Raw genomic sequence first — 20825 nt, 5'->3', positions numbered from 1 at the left:
TTGCGATAAAGACATGCCGGCAGCGCAAAGGGGCTCGCCGATATGCTGGTTATGCATGCGCATGGTTGCTGCGCAGATCGGCCGTGTCGCCTGGTTTGATCTTGAACCAGATGGAATACATGGCTGGCAAAAAAACCAGAGTCAGAATCGTCCCTGCAAACGTTCCGCCGATCAGCGTGTAAGCGAGGGCTCCCCAGAACACGGAATGGGTCAGCGGGATGAAGGCCAGGATCGCCGCCAGCGCAGTCAGGATAACGGGGCGGGCACGCTGCACGGTCGCCTCGACCACCGCGGCAAAAGGCGTCAAACCGGATTCTATGTTGTCCTTTATTTGTCCGACGAGGATCAAGGTATTGCGCATGACGATGCCTGAGAGCGCGATCAGGCCGACCAGCGCATTGATGCCGAACGGTTGATTGAACAGTAAGAGTGTCGGCACGACACCGATCAGGCCAAGCGGGCTTGTGGCAAACACCATGATCATGGTGGCCATGGAGCGCACCTGCAGAATGATGATCAGGAGCGTGGCTGCGATCATGATAGGAAGAAGCGGGACGATGGCATCGGACGCCTTGCGAGATTGTTCGATGGAACCGCCTTCTTCGATCCGGTAGCCGTCTGGTAGTGCGGCGATGATTGGCTGCAATTGCTTCAATACGGCTGTAGATACGTCGGGCGGTTGCAATCCCGTCGCAATATCGCCGCGCACCGTGATTGTTGGCATGCGGTCTCTTCGACGAAGGATGGGCTCTTCCATTTGCACGTTCACGGTTCCGACCTGCGAGAGCGGAACGCGCTGCCCGGATGATCCCACCAGCGTGAAGCCGTTGATCTTGGCCGGATCCAAGCGGATGTCGCCGTCGGCGCGGGCTACCACTTGCACGGAACGAATGTCCTCGCGGACCGCCGTGACGGGGATGCCCGTCAGCAGGAACTGGAGCTGCTGAGCAACCGAGCTTGAACTCAGTCCGAATGTCTGTAGCCGGTCCTGGTTTAACGCGATATGCAAGGTCGGGACGCGCGGTCCCCAATCGGTATTGACTGTGCGCATCATCGGACTGGCGCGCATGATCGCCTTGACCTGCGCCGCGATCGCGCGAAGCTTGTCCGGGTTCGGCCCCATTACGCGAAATGCCACGGGATACGGCGAGTAGGGGCCGAATACCAATTGGGTGACACGCACCTGCGCTGCGGACACCAGACCGTTCGCGATGGCTTGGCGTAGCCGGACTTTGAGGGTATCGCGTTCTTCTTCGTTGTCTGTCCGAATGACGATTTTCGCGAAGGATGGGTCGGGTAATTCGGGCGCCATCGCCAGGTAAAAGCGAGGCGCTCCCTGGCCGATGTAAGCCGTGACAATTTTCGCCTCCTTCTGCTTTGCCAGCCAGGCTTCAATCCTGGCTGTCTGCACGCTGGTCTGCTCGATGGAGGATCCGTAAGGCATCTGTACTTCGACCAGTACTTCGGGGCGGTCCGATGTCGGGAAGAACTGCTTTTTCACCACGCTCATACCGAGGCCGGACAGCAGGAATGCCCCGACGACGATGCCCGCCACCAGCCACTTGCGCCCGATGACGCGACCAAGCACGCGACGGAAGCGGTTGTAGTTCGGCGTGTCGTAGAGGGTTTTCTCGCCGCCTTCAATCTTTGGTATTTCCGGCAGCAACTTCACGCCGAGGTAGGGGGTGAAGACCACCGCGACAATCCAGGAAGTGATCAGGGCAATGCCCACGATCCAGAACATATTGTGCGTGTATTCGCCTGCAGTGGATCGGGCAAAACCGTTGGGCAGAAATCCCACGGCAGTAACCAGAGTGCCGGCCAGCATCGGTGCGGCCGTATGGCTCCAGGCATAAGCGGAGGCATGAACTCGGCTATAGCCTTCCTCCATTTTCACCACCATCATTTCGATAGCGATAATCGCATCGTCTACCAGCAGACCTAGGGCCAGGATCAATGATCCGAGAGTGATGCGGTCGAAGTTCTTTCCCGTGGCCGCCATGACAACAAAAACTCCGGCCAGCGTCAGCGGGACGGCAGCGGCGACCACCACGCCAACACGCCAGCCCATGCTGACGAAGCAAACGACCATCACCACGAGCAGGGCGACAAAGAACTTGAGCATGAATTCGTTGGTCGCCGACTTGATGTTGACAGATTGGTCGGTGATTTTCGTCAGGCTCACGCCCAACGGCAATCCCGCGTTGACCTTGACGACTTCCCGGTCCAGCGCCTTGCCCAGGGTCAAACCGTTCCAGCCGTCGCGCATCACAATGCCCAGCAGCAATGCTGGCTTGCCGTCGTTGCGGACCAAGAAAGTCGGCGGATCCTCGTAGCCACGCTTGACGTCGGCGACGTCCGATAGCTTGAACGTTCGCCCATGACCAACAATTGGCGTATCGCGTATCTGTTGCAATTTATCGAAGGAGCCATCCAGACGAATGAATATTTGCGGTCCTTGCGTGTCGATCGAACCCGCCGCGGTGAGAAGGTTCTGGTGATTGAGCGCGGCGAAGATCTCTTGCGGCGTCACCCCTAACGTCGCTAATCGATCATTGGAAAATGACACGAATATGCGTTCTGGCTGTTCACCAATGAGGTTGACTTTTTCTACCCCTGCAACATGCAGAAGATGTTGGCGTAGCGCCTCGGCTTCGCGCACTAGAAGCCGCTGTGGTTCGCCTTGCGCCTGCAAGGCGAACAGTGCGAAGGTCACATCTGAAAATTCGTCGTTCACCATCGGCCCGATGACGCCGGCCGGCAGCTGAGCGGATTCGTCATGGATTTTCTTGCGTGCCTGATAAAACTGTTCTTGTACTTCCGAGGGCGGTGTGCTGTCGCGCAGCTCTACGGTGGTGAACGCCAGACCGGGGCGCGTGTACGTTTCGGTATGGTCGTACCACCGCAATTCCTGCATGCGCTTTTCTAATGGATCGGCGACTTGGTCCTGCATTTCCTTGGCGGTTGCGCCAGGCCACGCGGTGATGACGGTCATCGACTTTACAGTGAAGGGCGGATCCTCGGCTCGCCCGAGTTTGAGAAAAGCAAGGATGCCGGCGACGGAGATCAGGATAATCAGAAAGAGCGTGATCGATCGCTCGCGGACGGCAAGCGCCGAGAGGTTGAACCCACTCATTTCAGCAGCCCTCCGCGTTCGACGATCGCGGCCGTGTGTGTGGCGAGAAGCACGGGTTTGACTTCTTCTCCCTCGTGCAATAGCTGAGCGCCGAGCGCCACGACCTGATCGCCTGCCTTCAGGTTGTCATTGATGCTGCCAACGCGCGCAGCATCATCGCTCAGTCCGAGCACGTTGACCGAACGCCACGTCACATGCGCAGGATGGCCCGTCACCACCCAGACTCCCGCGCCCTTGCCAGGATCGAAAATGGCGCTGATCGGCACCTGCATGCTGGTCCGTGCCGGGGCGTCATTCACCAGTGTTCGGATAGTGACCGTCGCACCTAGCGGTGCGCTGGCAAGCGCGCCTTCGAGTACGTATCTTGCCTCATAGGTCCGCGTCAGCGGATCGGCTGCATCCGAGAGTTGCCGCAATCTCGCGGATACGACCTGGTCTTTGCCATATAGCGTTGCTTCGCCCTTGGATCCGATGGCCGGACGCAATGTCTCAGGCAAGTCGACGATCGCTTCGCGCGGGCCGGCGTGCGCAAGGCGCACCACGACCTGCCCGGCGCTTACCACTTGGCCGGGCTCGGCATGCGTGTCCACTACGACGCCGTCGGCGTCGGCCACCAGGACTGCGTAGCTGGCTGCGTTTTTCGACACGTCGGCTTTCGCCTCGGCGGCAGCGAGCTGCGCTCGAGCGGCATCGGCTGCCGCTTTGATTTGGTCATAGGCTGAAGCTGACACTGCGCCGGCAGCTACCAGCCCGCGATAACGCGCCTCGTCGTCGGCGGTCTGCTTCGCCTGGGCGCGAGCCGCAGCGACCGATTGGCTCTGTGCATGGGCGTCCAGCCGCAGATCGGTCGGATCGATCCGCATCAGCGCCTGTCCACGCGTTACCACCTGTCCCGCGTCGACCAAGCGTTGCAAGATTTTGCCCGAAACACGAAACCCCAGGTTGCTTACGACCCGCGCGCCCACGCTGCCGGTGAACGACAGAGAGGCAACAGGGGCCTCTGCAACAGGCGCGATTCCGACCACGGGAGTCGAGGTGCGCGGGTCAGCTGAGTGATTGTTGCCGCATGCTGCCAAGACGAAGGACAAGAGGCATGGGGCGGTTAAAGCAAGTTGGCGGCGCATGGGGTCCTTCCTTCAGGGTAGGACCGCCATTTTATTCAAGTGACTAATAAAGTCAATAGTCACACATGAGGTGTAATCATGGCGCCAGACTGCGCAGGATCAGATTGGAGAGCTGGACCGCCGCTTCTGGAGCAAGGTCGAGGTTGTGCTGAAGCAGGAGCGGATTGACGTAGGGGCGCATCACGAGATGGATGGCGTTCACGGTCTCATCCAGAGGGGTCTTACGCTCAAATTCGCCTGAGTTGCGGCCTTCGACGATGATTTGCGCAATGAGCTGCCTGATGTGCTCTTCATAGGCACGCGCCGAGGGCCATGGCCCGCTTGCCGCCGCAGCGGCAATGTCGAAAAGCTTGCGTTCCCGAAAAAAAAGGTTGCTACCGGCCTCCACCAAGGCTTTGAACATCTGGCGCAGCCGATCAGATGCCGTGGGCGCCGCGGACGTTGCCTCGTCCACCGCCTTCATGATTGCATCCAGGCAGTTGGAGCAGATCACTTCGCCGATTGCCTGCTTGGAATCGAAGAATTTATAGATGTAAGCCTTGGAAAAACCGATGACTTTGGCCAGGTCTGAAACAGTGGTCTTCTCGTAGCCGTAATGCCCGAAATGCTCGGTGGCGGCTTCAACGATCTGGGTGCGGACATCGTGGTCCTGCGGTCCCCGCAGTTGCGGGGCAAGAGGCGTGGAGTCAGTCATGGCACAAGCTTACCGCGAAAGATGGGGTTTGAAAACAAGTGACCATTTGGTATATTAGTCACATCGAAATTGATACTCTTCAGTAGGATCGCCATGCGTGTCAGCCGCTTTCTTGCTCTTTTTGTATGCGCCGGCGCCATTGCCGGCTGCGCAGTGGGTCCAGATTATCACCGGCCCGATGCGCCGCTTCCGAATCACTACATGGAGCAGGGCGCGATCGCGCGGCAGCACGCGGCCACTACGGCCGATCTCGCGAAATGGTGGGAGAGCTTCGATGATGCGTTATTGACTCATTTTGTATCGCTAGCTCTCGAACAGAATCTGGATCTGGCGCAAGCAAGGGCCCGAGTTACACAGGCGCGCGCAGCACTCGGTGGATCTGACGCCGCACTGCTTCCGTCAGGCAACGTCAGTGGCTCGGCCGCCCGGGCATACCAGTCGGTCGAAACGCCAACAGGGCGCTTGCTCAATGCCACGCCTAACTATGAACGGTGGGGTAACGCATACGAGGCTGATCTGGGTGCGAGTTGGGAGATTGACATCTTTGGCGGGTTGCGGCGTGGACGTGAGGCAGCGCTGGCGGACTATCAGGCATCGAAGGCAGGTGTCGTCGCCACGCGATTGGAAGTCGCTGCTCAGACTGCGGATATCTATATCGCCATTCGAGGGCTGCAGACTCGTCTTGAGATCGCCCGGAGGCAGGTTGGCGTCGAGCAAGAGCTGTTGGCAAAAATCAACCTGCTTTACGACCACGGCCTCGCTGCCGAATATCAGGTTCAGCAAACGAAGGGAGAGCTCGCCCGGGTTCGAGCGACTCTGCCTATCCTCCAGATGCATCTTGATGCTGCAATGAATGCATTGGATGTAATGCTGGGTTCTCCACCTGGCTCGTATCGGGCCGAGCTGGCGAAGGCCAAGCCGATACCCGCCACACCGAAGATCGTGTCTTTGGGATCGCCGGCAGATCTGCTCCAGCGGCGGCCTGACCTTATTGTTGCCGAGCGACATCTCGCAGCAGCCAATGCGAGAATCGGCGAAGCCATATCCGAGTACTACCCAAAATTTTCGCTCAGTGGCCTGTTGGGCAGCGCCGCAACGGTGTCGGCAGGCAATTTATTTACCGGCGGAGCGAATCAGGCAGCGGGTGTGCTTGGGTTGCGCTGGCGTTTGTTCGATTTTGGCCGCATCAACGCTCAGATCAAACAGGCCAAAGGACGGGATGCCGAGGCATTGGCTGCGTATCGTCAGGCAGTTCTTCGCGCAACGGAAGATGTCGAAAATGCCTTCTCAGCCTTGATCAACCGCGAAGAACAGGCCATCGTATTAGGCCAGGGAGAAACATCGCTTGCTCGGGCACGCGAATCTTCCATGATGGCGTACCGGAAGGGCGCAGCAAGCCGGGTCGATGTACTGCACGCCGATGAAACGCTGTTGCAGACCTCCGAGGCGCGAGCGCAGGCACAAGTGGAATCAGCGCGTGCTGCGGTCGCCACGTTCAAGGCACTTGGGGGCGGTTGGCAACCTCGGAATTTCGCGCAGCCCTCGTAGTCCCTGTTCAGATAGCAGATCGCTTCAGCGCTTGGTATCCCGTTGACGAGCTTTGCATGTCGGCCATACTTTTGGTCATCGGCAGCGTCACGTGCGCCCCCTGCGACGCTTGCTGCGCATCGGCGGCGCCGATGCAGGATCAGGACAGGCCGGATTTGTCGAGACCGTATACCTTGTCGTATGAGCCCGGAACGGCTCGGAAACCCACGCTGATGCGATTCCAAGCATTAATCGCCATCACGAGGAAGGTCAGATCGGACAGCTCCTTCTCGGAAAGGTGCGAACGAACGTGTTCATAGATTTCATCGGACACCCCCTCGGCCGGGATCCGGGTCAGGATTTCGGTCCATTCCAGGGCGGCTCGTTCGCGCAGACTGAACAGCGTGGACTCGCGCCAGATGGCAACATGGTGCAGCCTGAGCGGACGCTCGCCATGAATCGTGGCTTCCTTGATATGCATATCCACGCAGAATGCGCAGCCGTTGATCTGCGACGCCCTGATATCGACGAGGTCTCGGGTGGACCGCTCGATTGAGGACTCATTGTGGGCCAGGCTGAACTCGAGAAACTTCTTGAACAGCTCGGGGGATTGCTTCTGGTAGGCGATGCGCTGGGTCATGAGGAGTCCTTAATGTACGAAGTATGCAGGCTAGTGAAGCGTTGGCGTCCGCCCTCGGGGTATGTGGGTCGGCGCTGGGTTTGAGGCTCGAGCGTGAATCTATGAATGGCTGAGCCAGTTTTGGAAACGTGTTGAGCCGATGAGCGCGTTGTCGCCCGTGATCAGGGATCGGTCATTCAGCTCGCTGCCGAAATAGCGCGCATGGACGTCGGCGGTTACTTCGCGCTTGTCTTTGCGCGCCGCTAGAAACTTGCGTGCCAGTTCATCAAGGGGAAAGCGGTCCGGACCACCCACTTCGACAACGCCATTCACCGGCGCCCCGACTGCGAGATCAGCCATGACCGCTGCGACATCATCAGCAGCGATGGGCTGAATAAGAGCGGGTGAAAGGCGAATCACGCCGCCATCGTCACTCGAGTTGATAATGCCTTCGATGAACTCGCAGAACTGCGTTGCGCGCAGGATGGTGTAGGGGATTTTTGACGCTGTGATCAGTTGTTCCTGGGCGGCTTTTGCGCGCATGTAGCCGCTCTCGGGAAGGCGATCAGTGCCGACAACCGAGAGCGCGACGTGATGCTCGACATCGGCGTCAGCTTCTGCGGCAAGCAGATTTCGGCCGGACGTTTCGAAAAACTCCAGGACGTCCCGATCTTCAAACGAGGGAGAGTTTGTTACGTCGACCACCACTTGAGCGCCGGCAAGGGCTTCTGCCAGACCTTGCCCGGTGAGAGTGTTCACACCCGTTCGAGGCGATGCCGCTACCGTTTCATGACCATGATGACGAAGCCTGTTTACAATATTCGACCCGATAAGGCCTCCACCGCCAATAACGACTATTTTCATGCTCGGCTCCTCGATTCAATGTCGATCGACTCAGGGCAGCGATCGATGTATTCAGTATGCTTGGCGACCTGTCGGAATACTTTGTCAACGCCTTGGGTTTTCATTGAATTAGGCTTGGAAATTTGTCTAGAAACCTGAACCGTGACTGGGCTATGGGTGTTGCCGGCTGGCCGGCGTAGCCGCCCGGTTGCTTCGGTCGCATGCTCGGCACGAACATGGGGCAAGGAGCCCTGAATGCGATTGGTGTTTGACGACTGCGTACTCGACCTCGACCGGAGAGAGCTCTTCCGGGCCTCTCTGGCCGTTGCCACGGCGCCCAAAGTCTTCGACCTGCTGGTCTATCTGGCAGAGCACCGCGAACGCGTCGTCAGCAGATCCGATTTGATCGAAGCAGTGTGGGGCGGTCGAATCGTCTCGGAATCGACTCTGGCCAGTCACATTAATGCGGTGCGTACGGCGGTCGGCGACAACGGCCAGCAACAGCGCGTGATCCGAACGATTGCCCGCAAGGGATTCCGGTTCGTTGCCGACGTCAGGAACGCCGGGTCATGGGATGGCGTCGGCCTGCCTGCTGCCGAGCCCTCCCGATCGGTTGAAATCTCGGTCGTCGCGCCAGCCTTGCCTGCAAAGCCGTCCATTGCTGTCTTGCCATTTGTGAATCTGAGCGCAGATCCGGAGCAAGACTACCTGGCTGACGGTGTGGTGGAGGACGTCATCGCGGCGTTGTCGCAGTATCGCTGGCTGTTCGTCGTCGGGCGCAACTCGAGCTTTACCTACAAGGCTCGTGTAGTGGACGTGAAACAAGTAAGTCGCGAGTTGGGCGTTCGCTATGTGTTGGAAGGCAGTTGGCGCAAAGCAAAAAATCGTGTCCGCATTACGGCGCAGCTGGTCGATGCGGCAACCGGGGAGCTCCACTGGGCAGGCCGTTTCGAAGGGGTGCTGGGAGATATCTTCACGCTGCAAGATCAAATTACCGAGAGTGTGGTCGGCGCAATCGCGCCACAGCTTGAACGAGCGGAGATCGAGCGGACGAGCCGCAAGACGACAGAAAACCTCGACGCTTACGATTACTATCTGCGCGGAATGTCCAAGCTGCATCACGGGACCAAGCAGTCCATCGACCAGGCGCTCCCACTCTTTCACAAGGCAATAGAGTCCGATCCGGATTTCGCGTCAGCTTACGCAATGGCGGCGTGGTGCCATTGTTGGCGCAGGGTCAATCGCTGGACGGATTGCCCGCTGGAGATGGCGGAGGGCGCCAGACTGGCTCGCCGAGCCATAGAGTTGGGCAAGGGTGATGCAGTCGCGCTCACCAGGAGCGGACATGCGCTTGCCCATCTTGCCGGTGACCTCCGAGCCGGTATCGCATTGTTGGACAAGGCGCTCGAACTCAATCCCAACCTCGCGGCGGCGTGGTTTCTCGGTGCATTTCTCAGGCTCTGGCATGGCGAAACTGACTCGGCTATCGAGTACTTTGCGCACGCCATGCGTTTCAGCCCTCTCGACCCGGAGCTGTATAGAATGCAAGCCGGAATGGGGGCCGCGCATCTCTTCCTGGGGCGTTTCGACGCAGCATCGTCATGGGCGGAAAAGGCATTCCGGGATTTGCCAAGTTTTCTGCTGGTAGCCGCCGTGCTCGCGGCAAGTCACGCGCTTGCCGGCCGCATGGCCGAATCCCGGCATGCAATGGATCATTTGCGCCAGCTCGATCCCAAGTTGCGTCTGTCCAATCTCAAATATTGGCTACCTATCCAACGCCCGGAGAATTTCGCCATCTTAATGGACGGTCTACGTAGGGCTGGGCTGCCAGAATGAAGGGCGCTTCCCCCTTCAGGGAGTGTGCAGAATTTTGTGTAAACGAGTCATTGGCAGGAAACTGCCGGACAGCGACCTTTCCGCGGCGAAGCGCTTCGAGCCGGCCTCATCGGTCGGAGTGCGGCCATCATGCGACGGTCGCAAGTAGGCCGTCTAAACATTCGTGCTTTAAAAGACCGAAGATTTTTTAGTCGATCAGCCTATCAAGCAACTGAGTCGCCACTTTCAATAGAGCGCGCTCTTCCGAGGTTGTTTTAGCGAGTAGCTGCTCGGTTAGCCAGCGCGTACGCGCGGTCCTCTCTCGCGCCAATTGATGCTTTCCGGTATTGGTCATGTGCACGAGATAAGCGCGACGATCCTCGGCATCCTGCGTCAGGCCCAATAGATTCTGCTCGACAAGTTTCATCACGATCAGTCGCATCGTCTGATGCGTCACGCCTCGGCGCTCGGCCAGCGCCGAAATACTTACCGGCCCAGTATGTTCCAAAGCTGCGAGGGTTTCGTTCTGGGCGTTTGAGTGCGTGCCGCTATGCCCCCGGACACTCTTGACGAAACGACTGACTACCTCGCGGAGGGATTCGGCAATCTGCGCAGCGTCAGTGGCATGGGAGGAAGGCATTGGCGCTCGCCGAGACTGACTCATATCGCGAGACCTCACGCTTGCCGCAGTTGATCCGCAACTGCGGCAAGCGTGTTGACGCCCCAGTGCTCGAAATAACGGCCGTCGCGAATGCGGACGATATCGATCACATCGATCGAGATATCTTTATTCGTCGCTTTGATGCCGGCCAGCAGGCCGATGTGTTTACCCGAGATCGTCTTGCGCGTGATCACTTTGTCGCCATCACTGAGTTGCTCGTGAATATGTACTTGCAGATATCCGATCGCAGGACGCAGCACGGTGGCAAACGTTTTCCACATAACTTCGGCGCCGCGCTGTGCCTCGCTGGGTGCCGACCAGTTGACGAAATCCGGCGCCATGAGAGCTTCGAAGGACTCGCGATTGCCCTCCTGGATAACCTCGCGATTGAAGCGCGTGACAATGGCTTTTAAATCATTGCTGGTCATGTATGTTCCGTTTGTTTTGGTGAGATAGGTAGCGCCAGGGGGAGTGCGCGTTACGGAATATTGTACAGTAATGCTGTATATTTTATTGGATGACAGGGAAGCGACGAAGACCGGCTTCGACCGCACGGGGAAGCTTACGGCTGCTCTCGGCAACGGTTGAAGTATTCCCGCCACGTGTCCTGCGCAGAGATTTACCGAGTTTTTCAACAAAATCGGTCGGAGTGCGGCCACTTTGAGACATTCGACACGGGGCCCTGACTCGCCGACAATCGCCAATCAACGAATGGCCTTTAGAGGATCGCATGGCCACTGTGAAGACCTCAGCCCCCGTCGCTCTTGTGACCGGCTCGACCACCGGGATTGGCGCTGCAATCGCGCGACGGCTTTCAAAAGATGGATTCTCTGTTGTTCTCCATTCGCGCAGTTCCGTCGATGCGGGGCTCGCGTTGGCTCGCGACCTCGGTTCCGCCGTGTACGTGCAAGCCGATCTAGCCAACGATGTAGAGAGGGTGAATCTCATCCGCGAGGCAATCGGCGCTTGGGGTCGACTCGACGTCCTAGTCAATAACGCCGGCATCAGTCGAGTGATCCCCCATAACGATCTGGCGGCCGCCACGCCAGACGTTTGGCAGGAGTTGCATGAAGTTAATGTTGTCGCACCGTTTCGCCTTGTAACCGAAGCGCAATTGGCACTGCGTGAAGCTGCCGCGCGAGGAAAGGCGGGCTGCGTCGTCAACGTGAGTTCACATGCCGGAGTGCGACCTAAAGGTGCATCCATCCCGTACGCAGCAACCAAGGCAGCGCTAAACCATGTGACGCGCTTGCTTGCGCTTTCACTTGCCCCTGACATTCGTGTGAATGCTGTCGCGCCTGGCTTGGTCGATACACCTCTCACGGCCGAGTGGACGCAAGCCCAGCAACTCTGGAAAGAGCGTTCACCGATGCGGCGGGCCGCAAGCCCCGAGGATATTGCTCAGGCGGTTGCCTTGTTAGTCGCTTCGGATTATCTAACGGGCGAAATTCTGCTCTCGGACGGCGGTTTGAATCTCACGTAACCAAAACGCGACGAACCAACGCCCGCGCCAGCTCCACGGTGATCGTCCGTCTAGCGATGGCCCGTTCCGCAAGCGGTCGGGCTCTGACCGGCCATGAGCCGTCGCCTATGAATGGCCGCAGTACGGGCTCGTTTGAGCCGAGACCTTGAAGGTCCCGCAGGCGACATTGAGGGCCGCAAAACGGCTCTCTCTGCCGCCGAGGTCGCACGCATGGCGAGTCCGGAGAACAGCTCAAAACCTCAGCGGCAGCAGGAACCCGATCAGCATGATGAATCCCCGCGTACCTGATTGAACTTGTACCCAATGCGCGCCAGCCAGGCGTCGATCCTCTGCGCCACGTCCGCGATCAGATCGTGGCCGAGCACCGAGTGCCGCTGATCGAAGACTGTTCTGCAAGGACCTCGCATCTAGCGAGGAACACCGGCGAGCGGCGCGGCGCCTTCACTCCGTGGTCTGCTTGCCTACGTGCTGCCGCCGCAGCTCGGCCTTCATCGTCTTCAGCAGCTCGGGCCCGCCCTTCTCCAGCGCTGAGGCAGCGGCCGCGCTCTCCTTGGTTACCGGTAGATACTTGCGGCCCCAGATGCCCAACTGCGCGATGGCGGGCAAACGTATGCTTGTAAGCCAGGCTACGATACCGGATAAGGAATGCGCCAGCCGCGCAGAAGCTATTTTTGCAGCAATCGCAGGTGCCCAATTGATCGCACGGAGCCGCCGTGACATTTCGTTGTATGACGACCTGATTCGCAGCTACTTCTCTGCCGGCTTGTTACCGGTGTTCAAAGTATGGAATCAAGACCGGGGCGACGAGTGCCCGATCAACGATGGCCAGGCCTAGTGAAAAAACCGCGGCGACTTAGGGGCTGCGGGTTTTTCTTGCCTGCTATGCTTACCGTCAATCCAACTCAACCCCTTTGGTCTCCCGACCGAACATAACCATCGCCGCGGTGGCGATGATGGCGTCCAGGCAAAACACCGACATGGTCAGTTTGAGGCCGCCCAGGTTCATCAGGATCGGGAACAGGATGATGCCGATGATCGCGCCCAGGCGTCCCAACCCTGCGGCCAATCCGGTGCCGAACGAGCGGATGTCGGTCGGGAACGCCTCGGGAGCGACCACGCCGACCAGTCCCGCCGGTCCGATCCAGACGACGAGCTGGAACAGGCTAAAGAGCACGAGCAGCACAATGAACACCTGTGAGTCGCTGACCAGGACCAATCCGAAATCGATCAAGGCAAGCAAGCCGAAGCCCAGCGTGGCCAAGGGTTTACGGCCTACGCGCTCGACCAGCAGGAACATCAGGATCGAGCCGATCACCGCGAACGTCGACACCACGACGCCGCCCAGCAAGGACAAGGTTTCGGTGAAACCCAGCGTCCTGAGGATGTAGGGCGTGAAATAGCCCACGCCGTAGGTGTTGAAGGTGATGCAGAACCACATGAAGAAGATGTAGAGCGTGCTGTAGGTCTGCTGTTTGGTGCGGAACAGGGCGCCGATGCCGGGCCGTGCCGACGTCGCGCTCATGCCGGCGCTAGTCGGCTTGAGCTGCGCGCCGCTGCCGGGAACGGCCGCGTCCATCGCGGCGCGGGCTTCATCATAGCGGCCCTGACGCACCAGCCAGCGCGGCGATTCTGGGATGCTGTGCCGGCCTATTAGCACGATGATCGACGGGATCAGCGCCAGCCCGAACAGGACGCGCCACGTTTCTCCATGCAGTAGCGGGTTGAGCGCGTAGCTGATTAGATAGGTCAAGGCGCTGGCTACCGTCCACAGGATCCATGTGCTGGCATTGAGTTTGCCGCGGATCTTGCGCGGCGCGAATTCCGCGATGATCGTGAAGCTCAGGGCCTGGTCGGCACCGACGGCGAAGCCCAGGCCGATGCGCGCGATCACCAGCATTTCGTACGAATTGGCGAAGGCGCTGATCAGCGCGAACAGCGCGTAGATGATGATGTCGGCCATGTACATGGACCGGCGTCCGAACCGATCGGCGAGGTAGCCGATGCTGACCGCGCCGACGATGGTGCCCACATAGGTGGACGTGGCCACCAGCGCGATCTGGGCGGGCTTGAGCTGGAAGTACGGCACCAGAAATACCAGGGCCGAAGCGATGTTGGTGAAGTCGTATCCCTCGAGAAAGACGCCCATGCCCGACAGAAATGTCACCTTGCGGTGAAATGCGTTGAGCGGCGCGTCGTTCATCGATGAGAAGGATGATTTCTCGTGCATTGTTGTCTCCATGTTTTAAGTATTTCTCGTGGCTATTCAAGTTCTAGTGGTGTTCAAGAGGACGGATCGAAGCTCTCCTGCGGATCGTGGCCGGGGTAGATGCGCGCCGGCGCCAGGCGTGCCACGCGTTCGAGCGCGAGGATGGCCTCGTCGATGTTGGAGACGATGCCCGACGGAATCGAGTCGTGGTAATTGCGGCGCAGCGGAATCGCGTCGCCGGTAATGACGGCTAGCCCTTCCTGCGTGTCGACGCAGATCATTTGCGAGCCGGGGGTATGTCCGCCCACGCACATCACCCGGATGCCGGGGCAGAATTCCACGTCGCCGTTCAGCGGCCGGATGCGCTGTGCGCGGATCATTCCGCTCAAGTCGGTGCGTACGCTGAAGAAATGGTTGAAGGCCGGATGCTGCCGCATGGCGCTGCCGAAGAAATCGAGTTCGGCCTGCTGCGCGAAGAACGTGGCATTAGGAAATTTCTCGGCGTTCGCGGCGTGATCCCAGTGCAGATGGGTCAGCAGCACGGTATCGATGCTCGCGGCGTCCACGCCGATACGGGCTAACGCCGGGGCCACGTCGGTCACCTGCGTCAGGCCGCGTTCGCGGCCTTCCTGCGTCGGCGGCCCGGTGTCTACCAGAATGGTGCGAGCGCCGTCGCGCAACACCCATACGCGATAGGCGATCTCGAGCGACGTGCCCGGTTCGGTCAGGTACAGGAACAGGGAGGTATCGGCCCTGCGCCGGCCGATTTCAACTGCATCGATGCGAAAGGGAGCCGCAGTATTCATGCGCAGGGTCTCCGGCAGGGCAGGCGTGGCGCTCAAGATTGGATGGCGCTCTGGTCCCGTGTCTCTTCCATGAGGATGGGAATCGCCAGGTTGCAGGCGTGAATGCCCATCACGGTGGTGAGCTGTATCGCTTCGAGCAGTTCTTCGCGCGTCGCGCCGGCCTTGATAGCGTTGCGCACGTGGCGCCGCACACCCGGCCCGTACAAATGCGTGGTGGCAGCATTAATGGCTACGAGGATCAGTTCTTTGTATTTCTGCGGCAGCGGTCCATTGCGCTGCGGCACGCTGCGAAAGGCAAGATAGGCCTCCATGAACTCGGGATCGAGTTCCCGAAGCTGGTCCCACAGCGGATTCCAATCGCCCTTGGCGATGTGCGCTTCGCACTGCGGAGTGGGGATGCCCGAGGTTTTTTTGCTGGTCATTGTGATCTCCCGACAGGTCAGTTGCCGACGGCATCGGCAAGCATGAAATCGACCACGCGCTCGCCGATCATCATGGCGGGGGCATTCGTATTGGAGGACGCGATGGTGGGCATGACGGAGATGTCCGCCACACGCAGGCCCTGGATGCCGTGCACCTTGAGCCGGTTGTCCACCACGGATTCGCCGGGTCGGCCCATGCGGCAGGTTCCTACGGTATGCCATGCCGTCTGGCCTGTCTGGCGAGCATAGGCCAGCAGATCAGCATCGGTGTCGGCAGCCGGACCGGGCCGCTCTTCCTGGATGATCACGCGACGCAGTGCCTCCTGACCGGCGACTCGCCGGATCAGGCGTAGCATGCCGACGACGGTCTGCTGGTCTGTTTCGTTCTGCAGATAATTCGGATTGATGGCTGGCGCCACCTTCGGGTCGGCAGAGACCACATGGATGCTGCCGCGCGACTGCGGATACAGCATGAAGCCGCCGATCGAGAAGCCCGAGAACTGATCGATGCCGCCGATGCCATCGCGCGAATATCGGTCCTTGCCGCTGATGTGATAAATGCGGATCATGACGTCTGGGTGCGTCATCGTGGCCGAGGTGCGCGTGATGGCGTGGGCCGTGGACGAGGTGCCGGCCATCAGGCCCTTGCGGCTGATAGCGTACTGCAGTGCATACTTGACCTTGTAAAAGGGGCTGCGCATGATGTCGTTGATGGTCTCGGAGATGGCCGAGCGATAGGTGCACCGCACCTGCAGATGGTCGCTCATGTGTTCGCCTACGTCCGGCAGATTGCGTACGATGGGTATACCCAGGGACTGCAGGCGGCCGGCATCGCCGATGCCGGACAGTTCCAGCATCTGCGGCGACTGCACGGCGCCCGCGCAGAGCGCCGTCTCGCGCTGGGCCGTCGCCAGATGTATGGCGCCGTTCCATTCGTATTCGACGCCCACGCACCGGGTTCCGGCCAGGCGCATGCGCCTGACGAAAGCCAGCGTGCGAACGGTCAGGTTCGGCCGCCCGCGGACCGGGCGCAGATAGCCTACGGCGGCGCTGCAGCGCCTGCCGTTGTTCGCGCTTTGTTCCAGATACCGCACGCCTTCGTAGTCGACGGCGTTGTAGTCTTCGGTCGGCACGATGCCTACCTGCCTGCAAGCGGCGATATAAGCGTCGGAAATCTTGTCCGGGTCGCGTGCGCCCCGGTCGGTGATGCGAATGGGTCCCGATTTGCCGCGCAGCGGATGATTCGAATACGGATTGGTTTCGATCTTGCCGAAGTAGGGCAGCAGGTCTTGAAAGTTCCAGCCCTCGATGCCGAAGCGGCTCTGCCAGCTGTCGTACTCCTGCGGATCGCCCCAGACATAGGCCATACCGTTGACGGCGCTGGACCCGCCCAGCACCTTGCCGCGCGGCCAATAGATCTGCTGTCCGGCCAGGGTGTCCTGCGGCACGGTCTTGAAGGGCCAAACCAATTTCTCGTTGGTCAGCAGCCGGCCCACGCCCAGCGGGATATGGATCCAAGGATTGCGGTCTTCGCCGCCGCCTTCGAGGAGCAGGACGCGGTATTTGCCCGAAGCGCTCAGTCGGTTCGCCACGACGCATCCCGCGGAGCCCGCACCGATCACGATGTAGTCGAATTGTTCGGGTGTCATGATTTACTTCGTGCGATTCTTGAAGGAGTCCCTACGGAAGCTGTAGAGGGCGTTGGGATCGACGCGGATATCGACCACGGCCGGCTTGCCGCAGTGAATGGCCGCCTCGAGGGTCTTGGCGAGGTCCGCGGCGCGGTCCACGCGAAAGCCGCTGGCATTCCACAGCTCGGCAAGCTTGTCGTACGGTGGATTGGGCACGTCGGCACCGATGTAGCGCTCGCCGAAGAAGTCTCGTTGATACGCTTTCTCGGCGCCCCAGCAGCCGTTGTTCAGCACCAGGCATACGGTGTTGATGCCATAGGCGGCCGCGGTGCCGATTTCGCTGCAGGCCATGCCGAAGCCGCCGTCGCCCATGAGGCTGATCACCGTGCGGTGCGGTTGCGCCAGTTTGGCGCCCAGGCCGCAGGCATACGAGAAACCCACCAGGCCGAAATCGAGCGGCGTGAAAAGCGAGGGCGTCTGAACGTAGCGCATCTGGTCCGTGGCCTGCAGGCAAAGCGTACCCGCGTCCATGGTGTAGATAGCGTCGTCGGGCGCGACTTCGCGGATGGTCTTGAAGAGATACCCCGGCTGCAGAGGATCGGCGGCATTGCCCGCCGCAGTGTCCCGTTGCTGCAGCAGCGCGCGCCGCTGTTCGGTGAATCTGTCCGCCCAAGTCCTGCTCTCGGGATGGGTCGGCAGGCCTCGCAGCGCGTCGACCAGGTCGCCCGCAACCGTCGCGGCATCGCCCAGGATGCCCACGTCCACTGGGAAGAAACGGCCCAGCGCGGTGGGCTCGACTTCCACTTGAATCAGTGTGGCTGCGGGGTTCAGGCTCTCGCGCTGGTAGAAGGTCGTGTTGAAGCCAAGTCGTGTGCCCAGGGCCAGAATGACGTCGGCCTGCCTAGCCAGATCCGATGCGACGGAGTTGCCGCGCGGACCGGCCTGCCCGGCATAGAGCGGATGCGTGCAGGGAACGGCATCGCCGTGCCCGGGCGACATGGCGATTGGCGCATTCAGTCTTTCGGCCAGATCCAGCACGGCGCGCTGGCCGCTGCCGTTTTTGACGCCGCCGCCAGCCAGGATGAGCGGGCGCTGTGCATTCGCGAGCAGCTGCGCGGCTTGCTCCAGCACGGATCGCGGCGCCGTCATCGCGCCGAATACTTGGGCTTTCTCGATTTGGCCGTACGCCGAAGTCTCGAGCGAGTCGGCCAGCAGGTCGCGCGGCAGATTGAGCATGACCGGCCCGCGCCGCGGCGACAGGGCGGTTCTGAAGGCCTCGCCCACCATCTCGGGAATGCGCGCGGTCTGAGTCAGCGTATAGGTCTTTTTCGTGATGGGCTTGAAGAGCGACTGCTGGTCGACTTCCTGGAACGCATCGCGATAAATATGCGCCGAGGATAGCGACCCACCCAGGGCGATGACCGGCGAGTATGCAGCGTAGGCCTGCGCCAGGCCCGTCGCCAGGTTGGTCGCGCCAGGCCCGTTCTGCCCGGCCAGGAACACGCCGGCCTTGCCCGAGGCGCGCGCATAGCCGTCGGCCATGTGCACCCCGGTGCGCTCGTCGCGCACGCCGATGAAGTTGATGTCCTTGGCGTCGTACAGGGCATCGAAAATTTCCATGCCCGCGGATCCGATCAGACCGAATACATGGTCTGTGCCTTGAGCGCCGAGCGCTGCGACGACCGCCTGGCCGCCAGTCATGGTCTTCATTTTGCGTTTCCTTCTATCGAATTTTTACGGGTTCGCTTGCAATAGCTTGTTGAACTTGTTCATCTCGCCGGCGATGTAGTGATCGAAAGCGCTGAGCTGCAGGCTCTCGGGCACCAGGCCCTGGCGCGTCAGCACGTTCAGGACGGTGGGGTCCTGGTTGATCTGGGCGATGTCATGAGCCAAAGCCTGCTTGACCGCGGGCGAGGTCTTGGCGCTCATTACCACGCCGTACCAGATGCTGTAGTCGAAGTTGGCCAGGCCGCTTTCCGATACGGTGGGGACGTCGGGCAGCAGCGTGGAGCGCTTCAGGCTGGTCACGGCCAGGGGTTTGAGCTGTCCCGACTTGATGTACGGCAAGGCCAGCGCGATGGGCGGGAAAGACACGCCAACCCGGCCGGCCATGACTTCGCTGACACCTTCCTGCACTCCCTTGAACGGGATCTGCGCCAAATGGATGCCGGCCTCGCGGTTGAAGTAGCGGCCGACCAGATCGGTCGCCGAATTCACACCCGCCGAACCGTAGGTGATATGGGCGCCGGGGCGCCGTGCGGCGTCGATCAACTCCTGCAGGCGGGTGTAGGGGCTCTTGCCGTTGACGATGGCAAGCGTGGGCGACGACGCGATCTCCGAGATGCCGGAGAAATCCTTCAAGGTGTCGTACGGCATCTTCGGGGTGATGGCGGGGATGACCGCGTACGACGAGGACACGAACAGCATGGTGTTCTCGGCGACGGGCTCCAGAAGCACGTGCTGGGCGCCGACCAGGCCTCCCGCGCCAGGCCGGTTCTCGACGATCACGGGCTGCCCGACGAGCTTGCTTATTTTCTCGGCGTAGATCCGGGCGATGATGTCGATCAGCGCTCCCGGGCTGAACGGCACGACGATCTTGAGCGGAGCGTCGAACTTGACTGCAGGGGCCGGCGCGGCCAATGCCTGAGCCGTTCCCACGAGCAAAAGAACTGCGCCGATGGCGGCTTTCAGCCTGCGAATTGAAAACATGATTCTCCTCCCTATTATGTCGGTATTTTAAATGTCGACATTTTTACTTTAACGAATAAATCCGGGTAAGGCAAGGGTTTCAGGCGGGGTTGATGCGGGAAAGTTCTTCCAGCACTGCGTCCCGATTTTGTACCGCCAGCCGATAGTGGCAGGCGGCCGCGCGCTCGGGGTCATGGCGCACGATCGCGTCGATAGTCTCTTCCCAGGTGCGCAGCGAGCGCTGGCGCCGTTCGGGAGTCGCCAGGCTGATCCGCACGTAGCGGCCCATCTGCTTGGCCATGTCGCTGACGTAGCCGGCCAGAATGGGGTTGTCGGCCAGGGCGGAAATGTATTCGACCGTCTCCCGGCTATGGCGGATGTAGGCCGTGGCATCGTCGATGTTGTCGGCCAGTAGCTGCAGGCGATTTTTCAGGACTTCGACCTCTTCGGGCGTGCATCGCTCGGCGGCCAGGCGCGACGCTGTCGACACCATGGCGGCGCGCACGGCGTACAAGTCGAAGATTTCCTTGGTCGAGAGTTGGGTGACGCAGGCGCCGCGCTGTGGTCGTATGGTGACCAGGCCGCGCAACTCCAGTAGCCGCAGGGCCTCGCGCACCGTCGCCCGGCTGACGCCGTAGGTCGAGGCGAGCTCCGTTTCCCGCAGCCGATCGCCGGGCATGGGCCTTCCCTCGGCGATTTGCTCAGCAAGCAAATCCGCGATCTGCAGGGGCAGGGTCTTCAGGAGATTTCGGTTTTGCTGCAACTGGGACATCTGGACCAAGTGATTTGAGCGACCAAGATAGTATGTGCCAAATATTGTAGGCCAGCGAGGCGGGCTACCATCGGCGGTCAGCGGACTCCAGGTAAGGGCTACTACGATAATCCCCCAATAAAGCGGTGATCGCTATAAATGGGGGATTCACCGACCATCGTGGCTCCTGAAATGAAAACACCAGCCTCAGAAGGCTGGCGTCGATTCCGACACAGAGGAGTGTCGGTTCGTAAGCTTCCCCGTGCGGTAGACAGTCATCAGTAGAATATTCGGAGCCTCCCCCGTTAGGAGTCTCCCTTGAAGAAAACCAGATTTACAGAAAGCCAGATCGTTGCCGCGCTGAAGGAAGGTGAAGCCGGTGTACCGGTGGCCGAGCTATGCCGCAAGTACGGCGTCAG

General features: G+C 60.2%; 19 protein-coding genes and 1 pseudogene. 5 read left to right on the top strand and 15 right to left on the bottom strand.

All coding sequences use genetic code 11. The features are described from left to right. Positions 1-49: 49 nt before the first annotated feature. The 3 genes from ACTHJ1_RS07285 to ACTHJ1_RS07275 form a co-directional block, all read right to left on the bottom strand. Positions 50-3136, bottom strand: a complete 3087-nt coding sequence (locus ACTHJ1_RS07285) for an efflux RND transporter permease subunit (RefSeq protein WP_440189902.1) — start codon at positions 3134-3136, stop codon at positions 50-52. After that, entirely contained in the window at positions 3133-4260 is a 1128-nt protein-coding gene (locus ACTHJ1_RS07280; RefSeq protein WP_440189899.1) for an efflux RND transporter periplasmic adaptor subunit, read from the bottom strand. Before ACTHJ1_RS07280 ends, ACTHJ1_RS07285 begins: the two co-directional genes overlap by 4 nt. A gap of 76 nt (positions 4261-4336) precedes the next feature. Beyond that, positions 4337-4954, bottom strand: a complete 618-nt coding sequence (locus tag ACTHJ1_RS07275) for a TetR/AcrR family transcriptional regulator (RefSeq protein WP_440189896.1) — start codon at positions 4952-4954, stop codon at positions 4337-4339. A 93-nt stretch (positions 4955-5047) separates the two neighbouring features. Here ACTHJ1_RS07275 and ACTHJ1_RS07270 point away from each other — a divergent pair, with 93 nt between their 5' ends. Further along, the gene (locus tag ACTHJ1_RS07270; RefSeq protein WP_440189893.1) at positions 5048-6502 is read left to right on the top strand and encodes an efflux transporter outer membrane subunit; all 1455 of its coding nucleotides are present in this window, start codon (positions 5048-5050) and stop codon (positions 6500-6502) included. 139 nt (positions 6503-6641) lie between these two features. Here ACTHJ1_RS07270 and ACTHJ1_RS07265 read toward each other — a convergent pair whose 3' ends face one another. Next, complete coding sequence (locus ACTHJ1_RS07265) at positions 6642-7121, bottom strand: carboxymuconolactone decarboxylase family protein (protein WP_440189890.1); 480 nt, start codon at positions 7119-7121, stop codon at positions 6642-6644. 99 nt (positions 7122-7220) lie between these two features. After that, on the bottom strand, positions 7221-7964 hold the full coding sequence (locus ACTHJ1_RS07260) for an SDR family oxidoreductase (protein WP_440189887.1): 744 nt from the start codon (positions 7962-7964) through the stop codon (positions 7221-7223). Between the two features lie 234 nt (positions 7965-8198). On the opposite strand from ACTHJ1_RS07260, the gene ACTHJ1_RS07255 reads away from it, so the two are divergent. Next, positions 8199-9779 carry a winged helix-turn-helix domain-containing tetratricopeptide repeat protein gene (locus ACTHJ1_RS07255; protein ID WP_440189884.1) on the top strand — a complete coding sequence of 527 codons (1581 nt, stop codon included), beginning with the start codon at positions 8199-8201 and terminating at the stop codon, positions 9777-9779. 187 nt (positions 9780-9966) lie between these two features. Here the strand turns inward: ACTHJ1_RS07255 and ACTHJ1_RS07250 are convergent, their stop codons facing one another. Together ACTHJ1_RS07250 and ACTHJ1_RS07245 are read right to left on the bottom strand one after the other, a co-directional pair. Continuing rightward, entirely contained in the window at positions 9967-10398 is a 432-nt protein-coding gene (locus ACTHJ1_RS07250) for a MarR family winged helix-turn-helix transcriptional regulator (protein WP_440189881.1), read from the bottom strand. A gap of 35 nt (positions 10399-10433) precedes the next feature. Further along, positions 10434-10847: an ester cyclase gene (locus ACTHJ1_RS07245; RefSeq protein ID WP_440189878.1), complete on the bottom strand. Its 414-nt coding sequence runs from the start codon at positions 10845-10847 to the stop codon at positions 10434-10436. Positions 10848-11149: 302 nt separating this feature from the next. On the opposite strand from ACTHJ1_RS07245, the gene ACTHJ1_RS07240 reads away from it, so the two are divergent. Beyond that, positions 11150-11902: an SDR family NAD(P)-dependent oxidoreductase gene (locus ACTHJ1_RS07240; RefSeq protein WP_440189875.1), complete on the top strand. Its 753-nt coding sequence runs from the start codon at positions 11150-11152 to the stop codon at positions 11900-11902. A 441-nt stretch (positions 11903-12343) separates the two neighbouring features. Here the strand turns inward: ACTHJ1_RS07240 and ACTHJ1_RS07235 are convergent, their stop codons facing one another. After that, entirely contained in the window at positions 12344-12508 is a 165-nt protein-coding gene (locus ACTHJ1_RS07235) for a hypothetical protein (protein WP_440189872.1), read from the bottom strand. 43 nt (positions 12509-12551) lie between these two features. On the opposite strand from ACTHJ1_RS07235, the pseudogene ACTHJ1_RS07230 reads away from it, so the two are divergent. Next, a pseudogene (locus tag ACTHJ1_RS07230) lies at positions 12552-12737 on the top strand (hypothetical protein); the annotation flags it as partial. A gap of 57 nt (positions 12738-12794) precedes the next feature. On the opposite strand, the gene ACTHJ1_RS07225 reads toward ACTHJ1_RS07230, so the two are convergent. The 7 genes from ACTHJ1_RS07225 to ACTHJ1_RS07195 all read right to left on the bottom strand — a co-directional run bounded on the left by ACTHJ1_RS07225 (position 12795) and on the right by ACTHJ1_RS07195 (position 20427). Then, positions 12795-14129, bottom strand: a complete 1335-nt coding sequence (locus tag ACTHJ1_RS07225) for an MFS transporter (protein WP_440189869.1) — start codon at positions 14127-14129, stop codon at positions 12795-12797. A gap of 53 nt (positions 14130-14182) precedes the next feature. Then, positions 14183-14914 carry an N-acyl homoserine lactonase family protein gene (locus ACTHJ1_RS07220; protein WP_440189866.1) on the bottom strand — a complete coding sequence of 244 codons (732 nt, stop codon included), beginning with the start codon at positions 14912-14914 and terminating at the stop codon, positions 14183-14185. A gap of 32 nt (positions 14915-14946) precedes the next feature. After that, positions 14947-15336: a carboxymuconolactone decarboxylase family protein gene (locus ACTHJ1_RS07215; protein WP_440189863.1), complete on the bottom strand. Its 390-nt coding sequence runs from the start codon at positions 15334-15336 to the stop codon at positions 14947-14949. A gap of 17 nt (positions 15337-15353) precedes the next feature. Further along, positions 15354-16985, bottom strand: coding sequence for a GMC family oxidoreductase (locus ACTHJ1_RS07210; RefSeq protein ID WP_440189860.1), 1632 nt, complete (start codon positions 16983-16985; stop codon positions 15354-15356). Positions 16986-16988: 3 nt separating this feature from the next. Beyond that, the gene (locus ACTHJ1_RS07205; protein WP_440189857.1) at positions 16989-18677 is read right to left on the bottom strand and encodes a thiamine pyrophosphate-binding protein; all 1689 of its coding nucleotides are present in this window, start codon (positions 18675-18677) and stop codon (positions 16989-16991) included. A gap of 24 nt (positions 18678-18701) precedes the next feature. Further along, positions 18702-19676: a tripartite tricarboxylate transporter substrate-binding protein gene (locus ACTHJ1_RS07200; protein WP_440189854.1), complete on the bottom strand. Its 975-nt coding sequence runs from the start codon at positions 19674-19676 to the stop codon at positions 18702-18704. Between the two features lie 79 nt (positions 19677-19755). Continuing rightward, a complete protein-coding gene (locus tag ACTHJ1_RS07195) occupies positions 19756-20427 on the bottom strand; it encodes a GntR family transcriptional regulator (RefSeq protein WP_440189851.1) in 672 nt (223 codons plus the stop codon). Positions 20428-20724: 297 nt separating this feature from the next. On the opposite strand from ACTHJ1_RS07195, the gene ACTHJ1_RS07190 reads away from it, so the two are divergent. Then, positions 20725-20825 (top strand): transposase (locus ACTHJ1_RS07190; RefSeq protein ID WP_440190021.1); only part of this gene is annotated, 101 nt, incomplete at its 3' end.

Source organism: Bordetella sp. (genome assembly GCF_051960075.1).
GTDB lineage: Bacteria > Pseudomonadota > Gammaproteobacteria > Burkholderiales > Burkholderiaceae_B > Bordetella.
The sequence above is the reverse complement of the archived record's forward strand: the minus strand, read 5'-3'. Positions and strand labels throughout refer to the sequence as shown.

Excerpts from the sequence above, each read along its gene's own strand:
- ACTHJ1_RS07245 (WP_440189878.1), bottom strand. The coding sequence starts at position 10,847 with ATGACCAGCAATGATTTAAAAGCCATTGTCACGCGCTTCAATCGCGAG.
- ACTHJ1_RS07240 (WP_440189875.1), top strand. The coding sequence starts at position 11,150 with ATGGCCACTGTGAAGACCTCAGCCCCCGTCGCTCTTGTGACCGGCTCG.
- ACTHJ1_RS07265 (WP_440189890.1), bottom strand. The coding sequence starts at position 7,121 with ATGACCCAGCGCATCGCCTACCAGAAGCAATCCCCCGAGCTGTTCAAG.
- ACTHJ1_RS07205 (WP_440189857.1), bottom strand. The coding sequence starts at position 18,677 with ATGAAGACCATGACTGGCGGCCAGGCGGTCGTCGCAGCGCTCGGCGCT.
- ACTHJ1_RS07255 (WP_440189884.1), top strand. The coding sequence starts at position 8,199 with ATGCGATTGGTGTTTGACGACTGCGTACTCGACCTCGACCGGAGAGAG.
- ACTHJ1_RS07270 (WP_440189893.1), top strand. The coding sequence starts at position 5,048 with ATGCGTGTCAGCCGCTTTCTTGCTCTTTTTGTATGCGCCGGCGCCATT.
- ACTHJ1_RS07275 (WP_440189896.1), bottom strand. The coding sequence starts at position 4,954 with ATGACTGACTCCACGCCTCTTGCCCCGCAACTGCGGGGACCGCAGGAC.
- ACTHJ1_RS07220 (WP_440189866.1), bottom strand. The coding sequence starts at position 14,914 with ATGAATACTGCGGCTCCCTTTCGCATCGATGCAGTTGAAATCGGCCGG.
- ACTHJ1_RS07280 (WP_440189899.1), bottom strand. The coding sequence starts at position 4,260 with ATGCGCCGCCAACTTGCTTTAACCGCCCCATGCCTCTTGTCCTTCGTC.
- ACTHJ1_RS07260 (WP_440189887.1), bottom strand. The coding sequence starts at position 7,964 with ATGAAAATAGTCGTTATTGGCGGTGGAGGCCTTATCGGGTCGAATATT.
- ACTHJ1_RS07200 (WP_440189854.1), bottom strand. The coding sequence starts at position 19,676 with ATGTTTTCAATTCGCAGGCTGAAAGCCGCCATCGGCGCAGTTCTTTTG.
- ACTHJ1_RS07285 (WP_440189902.1), bottom strand. The coding sequence starts at position 3,136 with ATGAGTGGGTTCAACCTCTCGGCGCTTGCCGTCCGCGAGCGATCGATC.
- ACTHJ1_RS07225 (WP_440189869.1), bottom strand. The coding sequence starts at position 14,129 with ATGCACGAGAAATCATCCTTCTCATCGATGAACGACGCGCCGCTCAAC.
- ACTHJ1_RS07195 (WP_440189851.1), bottom strand. The coding sequence starts at position 20,427 with ATGTCCCAGTTGCAGCAAAACCGAAATCTCCTGAAGACCCTGCCCCTG.
- ACTHJ1_RS07250 (WP_440189881.1), bottom strand. The coding sequence starts at position 10,398 with ATGCCTTCCTCCCATGCCACTGACGCTGCGCAGATTGCCGAATCCCTC.
- ACTHJ1_RS07215 (WP_440189863.1), bottom strand. The coding sequence starts at position 15,336 with ATGACCAGCAAAAAAACCTCGGGCATCCCCACTCCGCAGTGCGAAGCG.
- ACTHJ1_RS07210 (WP_440189860.1), bottom strand. The coding sequence starts at position 16,985 with ATGACACCCGAACAATTCGACTACATCGTGATCGGTGCGGGCTCCGCG.